Annotated in this window: 13 protein-coding genes and 2 pseudogenes; all 15 read left to right on the forward strand. The window is 66.1% G+C overall.

The features are described 5' to 3' along the window. The first annotated feature begins 4 nt into the window (after nt 1–4). The 15 genes and pseudogenes from merA to ACCQ04_RS10615 all read left to right on the forward strand — a co-directional run bounded on the left by merA (nt 5) and on the right by ACCQ04_RS10615 (nt 12524). Nucleotides 5–1693, forward strand: a complete 1689-nt coding sequence (merA, locus tag ACCQ04_RS10545) for a mercury(II) reductase (RefSeq protein ID WP_003098932.1) — start codon at nt 5–7, stop codon at nt 1691–1693. Between the two features lie 18 nt (nt 1694–1711). Continuing rightward, nucleotides 1712–2227, forward strand: coding sequence for a Tn3 family transposase (locus tag ACCQ04_RS10550; RefSeq protein WP_003098931.1), 516 nt, complete (start codon nt 1712–1714; stop codon nt 2225–2227). Next, nucleotides 2191–2709: pseudogene (locus tag ACCQ04_RS10555) on the forward strand (Tn3 family transposase); the annotation flags it as partial. The gene ACCQ04_RS10550 and the pseudogene ACCQ04_RS10555, both read left to right, overlap by 37 nt. 45 nt (nt 2710–2754) lie before the next feature. Then, complete coding sequence (locus ACCQ04_RS10560; RefSeq protein ID WP_031629745.1) at nt 2755–3039, forward strand: DUF3085 domain-containing protein; 285 nt, start codon at nt 2755–2757, stop codon at nt 3037–3039. A 141-nt stretch (nt 3040–3180) separates the two neighbouring features. Beyond that, nucleotides 3181–3631, forward strand: a pseudogene (locus ACCQ04_RS10565) (XF1762 family protein). A 310-nt stretch (nt 3632–3941) separates the two neighbouring features. Further along, nucleotides 3942–4847 (forward strand): DUF3577 domain-containing protein, encoded by a 906-nt coding sequence (locus tag ACCQ04_RS10570; RefSeq protein ID WP_003116825.1) that lies wholly within the window; start codon nt 3942–3944, stop codon nt 4845–4847. A gap of 145 nt (nt 4848–4992) precedes the next feature. Next, complete coding sequence (locus ACCQ04_RS10575; protein WP_003116824.1) at nt 4993–5820, forward strand: DUF932 domain-containing protein; 828 nt, start codon at nt 4993–4995, stop codon at nt 5818–5820. 94 nt (nt 5821–5914) lie between these two features. Further along, a complete protein-coding gene (locus ACCQ04_RS10580; protein WP_003116823.1) occupies nt 5915–6604 on the forward strand; it encodes a DUF3275 family protein in 690 nt (229 codons plus the stop codon). Nucleotides 6605–6698: 94 nt separating this feature from the next. Next, on the forward strand, nt 6699–7040 hold the full coding sequence (locus ACCQ04_RS10585) for a hypothetical protein (protein ID WP_003116822.1): 342 nt from the start codon (nt 6699–6701) through the stop codon (nt 7038–7040). A 104-nt stretch (nt 7041–7144) separates the two neighbouring features. Next, nucleotides 7145–7552, forward strand: a complete 408-nt coding sequence (locus tag ACCQ04_RS10590; RefSeq protein WP_003116821.1) for a hypothetical protein — start codon at nt 7145–7147, stop codon at nt 7550–7552. Between the two features lie 16 nt (nt 7553–7568). Continuing rightward, entirely contained in the window at nt 7569–7829 is a 261-nt protein-coding gene (locus ACCQ04_RS10595) for a hypothetical protein (RefSeq protein WP_003090124.1), read from the forward strand. Nucleotides 7830–7905: 76 nt separating this feature from the next. Continuing rightward, nucleotides 7906–8553 (forward strand): hypothetical protein, encoded by a 648-nt coding sequence (locus ACCQ04_RS10600; RefSeq protein ID WP_054901198.1) that lies wholly within the window; start codon nt 7906–7908, stop codon nt 8551–8553. Between the two features lie 64 nt (nt 8554–8617). Beyond that, a complete protein-coding gene (locus ACCQ04_RS10605; protein ID WP_003821088.1) occupies nt 8618–9727 on the forward strand; it encodes a DUF6094 domain-containing protein in 1110 nt (369 codons plus the stop codon). Nucleotides 9728–9830: 103 nt separating this feature from the next. Next, nucleotides 9831–10142 (forward strand): hypothetical protein, encoded by a 312-nt coding sequence (locus ACCQ04_RS10610; RefSeq protein WP_003821089.1) that lies wholly within the window; start codon nt 9831–9833, stop codon nt 10140–10142. A gap of 102 nt (nt 10143–10244) precedes the next feature. Next, nucleotides 10245–12524: a helicase-related protein gene (locus ACCQ04_RS10615; protein ID WP_021205692.1), complete on the forward strand. Its 2280-nt coding sequence runs from the start codon at nt 10245–10247 to the stop codon at nt 12522–12524. The last annotated feature ends 111 nt before the right edge of the window (nt 12525–12635 follow it).

Genomic DNA, 12635 nt, shown 5'->3' on the forward strand with positions numbered 1-12635 from the left:
AATCATGGCCGAGGCGATCACCCTCCACATCGAAGGCATGACCTGCACGTCGTGCGCCGAGCACGTCCAGCAGGCTTTGACGAACGTGCCCGGCGTGCGCGCGGCCTCGGTGTCCTATCCGCAGCGGCAGGCCGAAATCGAGGCGGATGCAGGCGTGAGCGTGGCCCCGCTGGTTGCCGCAGTGGCCACGCTCGGCTATCGCGCACGGCTTACCGACACGCCGAACAAGCCTGCCGGCCTGCTAGACAAGGCGCTGGGCTGGCTCGGTGGCGAAACGAAGCATGTTGGCGGTGAACAAGCGCTGCACGTGGCTGTGATAGGCAGCGGCGGCGCGGCGATGGCGGCTGCCTTGAAGGCCGTGGAGCAAGGCGCCCGCGTCACGCTGATCGAGCGCGGCACCATCGGCGGCACCTGCGTCAATGTCGGCTGCGTGCCGTCCAAGATCATGATCCGCGCCGCGCACATCGTCCACCTGCGCCGCGAAAGCCCGTTCGATGCTGGCCTGCCGGCCGCAGCGCCCGCTGTACTGCGCGAGCGGCTGCTGGCCCAGCAACAAGGCCGCGTCGAGGAGCTGCGCCATGCCAAGTACGAAGGCATCCTGGCAAGCACTCCGGCCATCACCGTGCTGCGCGGCGAGGCCCGGTTCAGGGACACGCGCACGCTGACCGTGGCGACCGCTGACGGCGGCACGCACGAGGTGAACTTCGACCGCTGCCTGATTGCCACCGGCGCGAGCCCGGCGCTTCCGCCAATCCCGGGCCTTGCGGACACACCCCACTGGACCTCCACCGAGGCGCTGGAAAGCAGCTCGCTCCCCGAGCGGCTGGCCGTGATTGGTTCCTCCGTGGTGGCGGTCGAGTTGGCGCAAGCCTTCGCCCGGCTGGGCAGCCAGGTCACGATCCTGGCGCGCAGCACGCTGTTCTTCCGAGAAGACCCGGCCATCGGGGAAGCCGTAACAGACGCCTTCCGCGCCGAGGGCATCGAGGTGCTGGACCACACCCAGGCGAGCCACGTTGCCTATGCGGGCGGGGAATTCGTGCTCACCACCGGGCAGGGGGAAGTGCGCGCCGACAAGCTGCTGGTCGCCACCGGTCGCGCGCCGAACACGCGCAGCCTGAACCTTGAAGCGGCAGGCGTCGAAGTCAATGCGCAGGGAGCCATCGTCATCGACCGCGCCATGCGCACGAGCGCACCGCACATCTTTGCTGCCGGCGACTGCACCGACCAGCCGCAGTTCGTCTATGTGGCGGCGGCGGCCGGCACGCGCGCCGCGATCAACATGACCGGCGGCGACGCGGCGCTGGACCTGACGGCGATGCCGGCGGTGGTGTTCACCGATCCGCAGGTGGCGACCGTGGGCTACAGCGAGGCGGAAGCGCACCACGACGGCATCGAGACCGACAGCCGGCTGCTGACGCTCGACAACGTGCCGAGGGCGCTCGCCAACTTCGACACGCGCGGCTTCATCAAGCTGGTGGCGGAAGCTGGCTCAGGGCGGCTGATCGGCGTACAGGCGGTCGCGCCGGAAGCGGGCGAACTGATCCAGACGGCCGCGCTGGCGATCCGCCACCGGATGACCGTGCAGGAGCTGGCCGACCAGTTGTTCCCCTACCTGACCATGGTCGAGGGACTGAAGCTCGCGGCGCAGACCTTCAACAAGGACGTGAAGCAACTGTCCTGTTGCGCCGGATGAGGAAAAGGGAGGTGTTCGATGAACGCCTACAGCCGCGCCAACCGCCGCATCTACGCGGCCTTGTCCGATCCCCTGTCGGCCACCCACCGGCACCGCCTCGACGATCTGCTCAAGCGCCACGACAACGGCAAGACGACCTGGCTGGCCTGGCTGCGCCAGTCGCCCGTCAAGCCGAACTCGCGCCACATACTCGAACACATCGAGCGCCTCAAAGCCTGGCAGGCGCTCGACCTGCCTTCCGGCATCGAGCGGTCGGTGCACCAGAACCGCCTGCTCAAGATCGCCCGCGAAGGCGGCCAGATGACGCCCGCCGATCTGGCCAAGTTCGAGGCACAGCGCCGCTACGCGACCCTGGTGCGCTCGCCATCGAGGGCATGGCCACCGTCACCGACGAAATCATCGACCTGCACGACCGCATCCTGGGCAAGCTGTTCAACGCTGCCAAGCACAAGCATCAGCAGCAGTTCCAGGCGTCCGGCAAGGCGATCAACGCCAAGGTGCGGCTGGCCACCTCGATCAAGCAGGGCACGGTGACGGCCTCGCTGATGCTCAGGAAACTCGGCAGCTACCCGCGCCAGAACGGCCTGGCCGTGGCGCTGCGCGAGCTGGGCCGCATCGAGCGAACGCTGTTCATCCTGGACTGGCTGCAAAGCGTCGAGCTGCGCCGCCGCGTGCATGCCGGACTGAACAAGGGCGAAGCCCGCAACGCGCTAGCCCGCGCCGTGTTCTTCAACCGGCTGGGCGAAATCCGCGACCGCAGTTTCGAGCAGCAGCGCTACCGGGCCAGCGGCCTCAACCTGGTGACGGCGGCCATAGTGTTGTGGAACACGGTCTATCTGGAACGGGCCTCAAACGCCTTACGCGGTCACGGCCAGACTGTCGATGACGCCCTGTTGCAGTACCTGTCGCCGCTGGGCTGGGAGCACATCAACCTGACCGGCGATTACCTCTGGCGCAGCAGCGCCAAGATCGGCGCGGGCAAGTTCAGGCCGCTACGACCGCTGCAACCGGCTTAGCGTACGATTTTTTCCGTTTTCTGAGACGTCCCCAATCAGTGCCGCATTGTCCTGGTCAAGGATCAGGGCGTGTACTTCCTCGCCGAGCGTGGGGAGCGTCGCCCGGATGGGCGCCAGGCACTGCTCGCCTACGCCGTCGGATGCAACCCGGACACCGACCCGTTCGATGACTGGTGGCACCTCGCCGGCCGCGAGCTGGGCGGCGATGACTTCGCGGAGTATTTCGACCCGAAGGACGGCCTGTTCACGCGCCTCCAGCACTCGGCGGACGATCTCGTGCTTTCCGCCACCGCCACGCACCTGTCCTTAGCAGTGGTGCCTCCCGCCTGACGCGGCAACCGCCTCGCAGCCCCCGCATCGGGGGCCTTCTTTTGTTCGCACCGCCGCCATCGCCGCGCGTGCGCGTTTGTCTCCAGCCGCCGAGGCACGCCCCGCCGGCCACAACGCCGGCATGCCACCGGAGACAACCGCATGAACACGCCATCGACCTCGCCGAGGCTGCACCTCCTACCGGTGTCGCTGCGCACGGCCAATGCATTCGTTCTGTCGCACCATCGCCACCACCGCCCGGTCCAGGGCGCGAAGTTCGCCCTGGCCGTCACGCTGAGCGACAGCGACCTGATCCACGGCGTGGCCATTGTCGGCCGCCCGGTCGCGCGGCACCTGGACGCTGGAAGTCACGCGGCTGTGCACCGACGGCACACCCAGCGCCTGCAGCAAGCTCTACGGCGCGGCCTGGCAGGCGGCAAGGGCGCTGGGCTACATACGCCTGCTCACCTACACCATGCCCGACGAAGGTGGCGCCAGCCTGCGCGCCGCCGGCTGGCGGCTGATCGGCGCGCGCGGTGGCGGCGCCTGGAGCCGTCCCGGCCGTCCGCGCGCCGATACCCCCGAGCACCTGCGCGGCGCCAAGTGCCTGTGACAGGCGCCGGGTGGCGCGGACAAAGGGAAGCGCCCGGGTGCCGATTGATTGCTGCCGCGCGCGCGAGGCCCCGCCATGCTGGCCCCATGCCTGCTGACGTCGTCAGCGACATGCCAGGCAACCATCGGTCTTCGAGGTTGCGGCGCAGTTCCCACTGCGTGACCGAGCCAGCTCGCACCGCATCCTTCCGCGAGCGGCCACCAGCCTCTGGTGGCGGATGCTTTCGCCTTATCAACCCACCGCGGGGTCACGCACCTTCCCCGCATGCGTGGGCCGGTGTGTCTCCGCTTCATCCCAATGGAGATTCACCATGAACACCACGTCCAACGAGAAATCGTATTTCGACCTCCACACCTCGGGCATCGGCTACATCCAGCGTGTCCGTGAAGTGCCCGTCCGGGGCGGCCGCCGTGCGCAGCCTTTCCTGGCATGCACCATCGCCGCGCTGGTCGGCCCCGCCCGGGACCCCAGCTACCGCTACTTCGACGTCAAGGTCTCGGGTGCCGAGGCCAAGAAGCTCGTTCAGCGCTACATCGGCGTTGACGATCCCAAGCAGCGCCCGCTGGTGCGCTTTCGCCTCGGTGACCTGTGGGGCGATGTGTACATCCGCGACAAGGGTGAGCAGAAGGGTCAGGCCGCCGCGTCCCTCAAGGCGCGACTGCTCAAGGCCGAACTGATCGACCGGGCCGAACTGGCTTCGATCGAGCAGCACGAGTTGATCACCCGCGGCATCGGCTATCTCAATCGTGTGAAGGACGTCACCCCAAAAGCTGGCGACTCGTTCCTCTCTTGCACCGTCGCGGCACTGGCCGGGCCTGTCGATGAACCGGAGTATCGGTACTTCGACACCATCGTCGCCACCCCGGAAGCCGAGCACCTGGTTCGCCGGTGCGTTCAGGCCGTCGAGGGTGACCGCAAGGTGCTGATCGCCTTCCGTCTGAACGACATGAAGATCGATCCGTACATCCGCACCAAGGGTGAGCACGCCGGGGAACCGGCCGCCAGCCTGGAATCGACGCTGGTCCACATCGGTCTCATCAAGATCGACGGCACCCAGGTCTATCCGACGAGCCAGGCGCAAGCCGAGGCGCCGCCGGCCGAAGACGCATCCGCGTCCGAAGCCGACGATGCCATCGACACGGCCACCGAGCCCGCCGAGCGCGAGCCCGAGGCGCAAGTCCAGGAGCAGGAGCCGGCATTGGCTGCTTCGTTCTGATCCGGCACGGCCTCTCACGGGGCCTTGTCGCTTTTCCTCCCCACGTACGCCGCGTCCCCAGGACGCGTGCTTGCGCATTTCATCCCCCGAGTTCCGCGTGGTCTCACGGCCACGCGGTTGTCGAATTTCTCAAAGGAGATCAGCCATGTCTCTGGTATCCCGCTTTGCTCCGCAATCCCCGATCCTGCGCTCTGATCGCCCACTCTCGGACGACCGCATTCGTGCCGTCGTTCCGTCGATCTTCGCCGACGCTCCACATGGGAGCCGGTCCGATCGGTATGCCTACATACCGACCTCGACCGTGCTGACCAAGCTGCGCCAGGAGGGCTTCGAGCCCTTCATGGTGTGTCAGACGCGCGTGCGCAACGAAGACCGGCGCGAGTACACGAAGCACCTCATCCGACTTCGCCATGCAAGCCAGATCAACGGCGACGAGGCGAACGAGATCATCCTGCTCAACAGCCATGACGGCACGAGCAGCTATCAGATGCTCGCCGGCATGTTCCGGTTCGTCTGCCACAACGGCCTGGTTTGCGGTGACACCACCGCAGACATCCGCGTTCCCCACAAGGGCGACGTGGCCAGCCAGGTGATCGAAGGTGCCTACGGAGTCCTCGAAGGTTTCGAGCGCGTGCATAACGCGCGCGATGCGATGCGCACCATCACCCTCGATGAGGGCGAAGCGGAGGTCTTTGCGAACTCTGCGCTCGCACTCAAGTACGACGATCCGGCCAAGTCCACGCCTGTCACCGAGAGCCAACTGCTGGCACCCCGGCGATGGGACGACCGCAAGAACGACCTGTGGGCCGTCTTCAACCGCGTCCAGGAGAACCTAGTCAAAGGGGGCCTGAACGGACGCACGGCCAACGGCCGCAATCAGCGCACCCGTCCGGTGCAAGGCATCGACCAGAACCTGCGCCTGAACCGGGCGTTGTGGCTGCTGGCCGAAGGCATGCGCCAGCTCAAGGCGTGATGCCACGCGGACCTCGCCCACCTCGGGCGAGGCCATTTCCTCTCATCCACCGGGTGCCGTCGGCGGCCCGTCATTCATCATCAGGAGAACCATCATGGCAACCCCATCGGCTTCCGAGAAATCGGTTGCGCCCATCGTCGTCCCCGGCCAGCTCACGCTGCGTACCATCCGCGGCAAGAACGGCCCGTTCACGGTTGGCCGCCTCGCGACGCACCTCGGTACTTTCGAGGTCAAAGACCCGGAGCTGGAGCAGTACCCCGAAGGCAAGTACGACGGGGAATTCATCATCAGGTACATCTTCCCGAAGTCCTATCCGGTCGGCGGCGGCATGCGGTTCGAGATCCGTGCCAGCCTCGACGGCATGACGCTCAACGGCATCGACAAACTCAGCCGCGACGAAGCCCGCAGCTTCGCCACCCAGGACGTCGATCCGCTCGATGAAGAGCAAGGGGCGCAGCCTGCGGCAACGCCGGCCAAGCCCACCAAAGCGTCCAGGCCCGCCAAGCCCGCACCCGTGCAGGCGTCCGCGGACCCGCTGGTCGATACCACGCCCTTCGGCGTGGATGCGCCACCGCCTGCTACGGCCGCTGCCCCCGGCAGCACCGAAGACGGTGACGCCGCGCTCTTCGGCCTGCTGTGGCCGCTGGGCGAGTCCGTGAAACTGGATTCGACCATCGACCGCCGCACCCTGCGCGCGCAGATCGCCCGCCTGGGCGAGCTGGGCTACGCGCTGGACTTCAAGACGCAGGAGTGGAGCCGCCAGGCCGAACCAAAACCTGCGTGATCGCAGACGCCGCATGCGCGGTGTTCTTCATCCACCCGCCGGGGTTCCTTTCCCATGCGGGGGAGGCCCTGGCCATTTTCTGGAGGTCTCCATCATGTCCACCATCGCTTGCGATACCCCGCGTTCAACGCTGGATGAACCCGCGTGGCGGGACCTTTGCAAAGCGGCCGCCGCACACGCCCAGCGCGGTTGCGGCTTGTCCTACGACCACTACGTGACGCTCTTCAGTTCGGCGATCGACGCACAGGCCAATCGTTTGCCGGATGAGCAACGTGCTCAGGCTCTCGAAATCGCGGCCCAGGAATGGGACTACGCAACACCTGCCGAACGGCAGGAAACCCAGGACTGGAATGCGGAGCATGGCTATTGCTCGCACGGGATCGAGTTCGGCTACTGCCCGGCCGGTTGTGATCGAGACGATGACGACTGGGATTGAGGGCGACGCATAGGTTCCTTCGCCGCAGATGCGGCATTCCATCACCCGCTGGGGGTTCTTCCCCACGGGGAGGCCTTCAGCTCAACTTTTCGAGGAGGCCTCTCATGGGCTGGTATTTCTCAAACCAATCGCGGTCCGAACTGATCGCGGAACTGATCGCACCGCAAGAGACCGAGCGCGCCAGCGTCAAGGTCATCGCTCACACCCTGCGCGGCAACGTGCTGTGGTCCGTCGCCGAAGTGACCGCCAAGGTCGAAGGCGTGCATCGTGATCTCGCACCGGGCCAGTCCCTGCGCTACATCCGCTGCGATCTGCTTGAACGAAGCGGCGGCCAGTGGGGCTACAAGTCCTTGGACGAGTCCATGCACCCGTACTACTACACGTGCCCGCTGTCCTATCTGGACCTCGCACCGGAGCAGTCCGCCGACTGGCGTGCAGGCGTTCGCGCCTACCACGCCCGGCGGCGCACACCCACGGCATCCGCGGCATCCGCCGCGGCGTCGATGGCCTGAGCCAGGAGGAACCGACATGGACCCGATCCTGGCAACGCTTCCGCCCTCGTTGCTGGCACTCGTTGAAGGGAGTTTGTCCAACGACGAAGTGTCCTCCGACGAGGAAATGCTGGCGTACTTCATCGACAACGGCCTCACCGAGGACCAGGCACGGCAGGCACTGACCTACCGCGACCAGTACCTCAACAACATCTACCTGGAAGGCTTCACGCCGATCACTTCGGCGGACGAGCCGCTTCACTTCAACCCGCACACCCGGCAGTTCGAGCCGGACTGAGCGGTTTTCTTCCACCCCCTGGGGCAGTACTTGCCCCAGCGGGCGGTGCTGTTCCCGTTCATCCGAGGACACCACCATGCCCGCAAACACTTCTTCCACGCTGTACCGCATCGACGAATGCTCCGACGTGATGGCCGATGCTTGCGTCGGCGATGACCAGGGCAATCTGATCTTCCTGTCGATCTGGGCGCGCGACACCGCCGTCCAGCAGTTCCTCGCTCGTCTGACCCTCGGGCGCGACGAACAGGGCCTGGACCAGTTCCACGTCATCACCGACCAGGGCGGCAGCGTCCCGGTGTTCGTCAGCAACGTCGATCGTCTGGAAAAGCGCATGACCCGCGCCTACCGGCGAACGCTGTTCGGTTCGCTGTCCAACGTGTGGCTGTTCGACCGCCGCTGCGTCAAGCCCGACAAGGCCAACGCCAGCGCACTGGCATTGCTGCCCAAGGGCAGCGCCCACCGGCTTGACCGCCTGTGGATGCTGGTGCGGGACACCTGCCCACTGCCGCTGCTCGACCACTGGCGCGAAACCGTGCTGGAGCTGCTACAGACCCGCGAGATGCTGGCCCGTCTTCCGTTCGCCCTCGGGTCGCTGGAAGGCCATCGGCTCGCCATCGACGTGCCGGCGCTGACCCTGGCGCTGGGCTCCCTGATCCGCAGTGACGTGCTCACCGCCTATCCGTATCCGGCCAAGATTTGGACGCCGGAAGCGGTAGCGGCTTGACCCGCCCGCGAGAGCACGCCAAGGCGTGCTTTCGCACTTCATCCCCGCCAACCAGGAGACTTCCATGGCCCTCATGTTCCCGCGGCTCGCCCGCAATTTCTCCAAGAACGGGTACTACCCGACCGACGAACCCACGCTCGAAAGAGCCCTCAACGCACTGATGCCCAGCGATGGCCCGATGTGCATCCTCGATCCCTGCGCCGGCGAAGGCGTGGCGATCGCCGAAGCCGCTCATGCTCTCGGGCGCGAGCAAGCCAAGGCGTTCGCCGTCGAGTTCGACGCGGAGCGGGCACGCCATGCCCGCGGCCTGGTCGATCATTGCCTGCACGCGGACCTGATGGACACGATGATCTCAAAGCAGTCGTTCGGGCTGCTCTGGCTCAACCCACCGTATGGCGATCTGTCCAAGGACGTCAACGGCAACATCGGCTATCAGGGCCAGGGCCGTGCCCGCTTCGAGAAGCTCTTCTATCAGCGCAGCCTCTCGCTATTGCAGTATGGCGGCGTGCTGGTCTTCATCGTCCCTGGCTACGTGCTCGACGCCGAGCTGGTCGGCTGGCTGACACGCCACTACACGGACCTACGCATCTACCGAGCGGTGGAAACGCAGTTCAAGCAGGTGGTGATCTTCGGCCGCAGGGTGCGCCAGCGCGAGCTGGCACCCGATGGTCTCAAGGCCGTGCGCAATCTGCTGCTGCAGATCGGGCTTGGTGAAGTCGAAGCCGAGGAACTGCCGAGCGAATGGCCGTTCCTGCCGTACATCGTCCCCGCCAGTCCGGCCGAGCCGGAGCATTTCTTCCGCGTGACGATGGAGCCAGAGCAGTTCGCCGATGAAGTCGGCCGGCTGCAAGGCCTCTGGCCGTCGCAGGACACGCACCTGGGGGCCGCGCAGCAGTCGCTGCGTCCACCGGCGCGTGCCTTGTCCCACTGGCATCTCGCCCTGGCTCTGGCCGCGGGCGCGATCTCGGGGGTTGTGCGCTCCAAGACCGGGCGCGTGCTCGTCGTCAAAGGTGACACCCACAAGGACAAGACGCTCCAGCGGGAATTCACCGAACGCGAAGACGGCTCCATCGCCGAGACCCGCATCCTCACCGACAAGTTCGTGCCCGTCATCCGCGCGTGGGACATGACGCCCGGCTCCGCCACGCGGGGCGAGGTGTTGACCATCCGCTGATCGCTTCTCTACCGCTGACGGTCACCGTCGGCTTCCTCCACCCACCGGGGTCCAGTCGCCCCGAGGGGGCGCCGTGGCCCCTTCATCTTCAAGGAGCCTTTCCATGGCAGCCCAAGCACTTCCCATCGGCCAAGCATCGAGCCGGCGCTTCTTCCCTGGCGAGACCGTCGTGACCTGTGGCGTTGACGCCCTGGTCCAGCAGGGCCGGCTCAACCCGGTGCCGTATCTGCACCGCCACCTCAATGGCGACTGGGGCGACCTCGACGACTACGACAAGCGGCAGAACGATGCCGCGCTGGAGTCCGGCGAGGACCGCCTTTTCTCTTCCTACCAGGTCGCACCCGGCCTGCAGCTTTGGATTATCACCGAATGGGATCGCAGCGTGACCACGCTGCTACTGCCCAGCGAGTACTGATCTCTCCCAGACGACGGCCGCCTGCCGTCTCTTCATCCCACCACGGGGCATGCCATCGCCCCGCGGGGGTGGTGCATGCCCCATTTTCTTTGGAGCATCACCATGTCCCTCGATCTCGAAACCACTGCCGCTGAAGCCGCGCCCGTACAGGGCGAACTGCTCGATGCGGAATCTTCCCCTCTGACCCTGAGCCTTCAGGATTTCGTCGGCGAGTTCGGCGACGAACTGCTCGACGCCCTCAACAGCGCGAACCCGCCGGTCTATAACGGCCAGCCGCAGGCGCACCGGCAACTCGTCGTCGCCAGCCTCAAGCGCAAGCTGTTTCCGGCCCAGGCCGAAGTCGTCCACGCCGCCGCCGAGCTGCTGATCGACCGTGGCGAACGCGCCGCGATCGTCAATGGCGAAATGGGCTGCGGCAAGACGACCGTCGGCATCGCCACGGCCGCCGTGCTCAACGCCGAAGGCTATCGCCGCACCCTGGTTCTTTCGCCGCCGCACCTTGTTTACAAGTGGCGGCGCGAGATCCAGGAGACGGTGGCAGGCGCCAAGGTGTGGGTGCTCAACGGGCCGGACACGCTCATCAAGCTCATCAAGCTGCGCGAGCAGTTGAATGTCCAGCCCACGGGCCAGGAGTTCTTCGTCTTGGGCCGGGTCAGGATGCGGATGGGGTTCCACTGGAAGCCCGTCTTCACCCAGCGGCGCACCCGTCACGGCAACGTGGCGGCGTGCCCGGACTGCGGCACGGTCATCACCGACCTCGACGGCGAGCCGGTCAATCCGGTCGCGCTCCAAGCCGAGGAATACCGCAGGAAGTGCAGCCATTGCGCCGCCCCCCTGTGGACGCTGATCCGCCCGCGCAGCCTGTCCGGCAGCGACCAGTCCTCGGCCGTGCTGAAAGCCCTCAAGCGCATCCCGACGATCGGGGAAGTCACCGCGCAGAAGCTGATGCAGAAGTTCGGCGAAGGCTTCCTCGCGTCGATGCTGGGCGACAACATCCATGAGTTCATCAACCTCATGGACGGCAACGGCGAACTGGTCTTCTCTGACCGCCAGGCGCATCGCATGGAAAGAGCGATGGCGAACATGGAGTTCGGCTTCGGCGAAGGCGGCTACCAGCCGTCCGAGTTCATCAAGCGCTACCTGCCTCAAGGCACGTTCGACCTGTGCATCGCGGACGAGGCCCACGAGTACAAGAACGGTGGCAGTGCCCAGGGCCAGGCCATGGGCGTGCTGGCGGCGAAGGCTCGCAAGACCTTGCTGCTGACAGGCACGCTGATGGGCGGCTACGGGGACGACCTGTTCTACCTGCTGTTCCGAGCCCTGCCTGGGCGGATGATCGAAGACGGCTACCGCCCGACCACGAGCGGCAGCATGACCTCGGCGGCCATGGCGTTCATGAGGGACCACGGGGTCCTCAAGGACATCTACTCCGAAAGCACCGGCACGGCGCACAAGACGGCCAGGGGCACCAAGGTATCGGTGCGCACGGTCAAGGCTCCCGGCTTCGGGCCGAAAGGGGTCTTGCGGTGCATCCTGCCGTTCACGATCTTCCTCAAGCTCAAGGACATCGGCGGCAACGTCCTGCCGCCGTATGACGAGGAGTTCCGTGAAGTCGCAATGGACACGGCGCAAGCCGCGGCCTACCGCGACCTGGCGGGTCGGCTGACCGCGGAGCTGAAACAGGCTCTGGCGCGACGCGATACGACGCTGCTGGGTGTGGTGCTCAACGTGCTGCTGGCCTGGCCGGACTGCTGCTTCCGGTCGGAAACCGTGGTGCATCCGCGCACGCGCAACACCTTGGCGTTCGTCCCGGCTCAGTTCAACGAGTTTGAGGTGACGCCGAAAGAGCGCGAGCTGATCGACATCTGCAAAGAAGAGAAGGCGCAGGGCCGCAAGGTCCTGGCCTACACGGTCTATACCGGCACGCGCGACACCACGTCGCGCTTGAAGGTGCTGCTGGAGCAGGAAGGTTTTCGGGTGGCGGTGCTGCGCGCAAGCGTGGACGCCAGCCGCCGCGAGGACTGGATCGCCGAGCAACTGGACCGTGGCATCGACGTGCTCATCACCAACCCCGAGCTGGTCAAGACGGGCTTGGACCTGTTGGACTTCCCGACGATCGTTTTCATGCAGTCGGGCTACAACGTGTACTCGCTCCAGCAGGCGGCACGCCGCTCCTGGCGCATCGGACAGAAACAGCCGGTGCGCGTGATCTACCTCGGCTACGCCGGTTCCTCGCAGATGACCTGCCTGGAGCTGATGGCCAAGAAGATCATGGTCTCGCAGTCCACCTCGGGCGACGTGCCCGAATCGGGCCTGGATGTGCTCAACCAGGACGGTGATTCCGTCGAGGTCGCGCTGGCCCGGCAACTGGTCGCCGCCTGATCCCCACGCCAACGCCGGCCTCGCGCCGCCGGCTTTCCATTGTTCCCACCTTGCAGCCACGCCCACGGTCTCCGTGGACGTGGCTGCGCATTTTTCATTCCAAGGAGATTT

The sequence above is a fragment of the Xanthomonas sp. NCPPB 2866 genome, assembly GCF_041475745.2.
Taxonomy (GTDB): domain Bacteria; phylum Pseudomonadota; class Gammaproteobacteria; order Xanthomonadales; family Xanthomonadaceae; genus Xanthomonas; species Xanthomonas arboricola.

Coding starts and splice junctions, on each gene's coding strand:
- merA (WP_003098932.1), top strand. CDS start 5: ATGGCCGAGGCGATCACCCTCCACATCGAAGGCATGACCTGCACGTCG.
- ACCQ04_RS10550 (WP_003098931.1), top strand. CDS start 1,712: ATGAACGCCTACAGCCGCGCCAACCGCCGCATCTACGCGGCCTTGTCC.
- ACCQ04_RS10570 (WP_003116825.1), top strand. CDS start 3,942: ATGAACACCACGTCCAACGAGAAATCGTATTTCGACCTCCACACCTCG.
- ACCQ04_RS10575 (WP_003116824.1), top strand. CDS start 4,993: ATGTCTCTGGTATCCCGCTTTGCTCCGCAATCCCCGATCCTGCGCTCT.
- ACCQ04_RS10580 (WP_003116823.1), top strand. CDS start 5,915: ATGGCAACCCCATCGGCTTCCGAGAAATCGGTTGCGCCCATCGTCGTC.
- ACCQ04_RS10585 (WP_003116822.1), top strand. CDS start 6,699: ATGTCCACCATCGCTTGCGATACCCCGCGTTCAACGCTGGATGAACCC.
- ACCQ04_RS10590 (WP_003116821.1), top strand. CDS start 7,145: ATGGGCTGGTATTTCTCAAACCAATCGCGGTCCGAACTGATCGCGGAA.
- ACCQ04_RS10595 (WP_003090124.1), top strand. CDS start 7,569: ATGGACCCGATCCTGGCAACGCTTCCGCCCTCGTTGCTGGCACTCGTT.
- ACCQ04_RS10600 (WP_054901198.1), top strand. CDS start 7,906: ATGCCCGCAAACACTTCTTCCACGCTGTACCGCATCGACGAATGCTCC.
- ACCQ04_RS10605 (WP_003821088.1), top strand. CDS start 8,618: ATGGCCCTCATGTTCCCGCGGCTCGCCCGCAATTTCTCCAAGAACGGG.
- ACCQ04_RS10610 (WP_003821089.1), top strand. CDS start 9,831: ATGGCAGCCCAAGCACTTCCCATCGGCCAAGCATCGAGCCGGCGCTTC.
- ACCQ04_RS10615 (WP_021205692.1), top strand. CDS start 10,245: ATGTCCCTCGATCTCGAAACCACTGCCGCTGAAGCCGCGCCCGTACAG.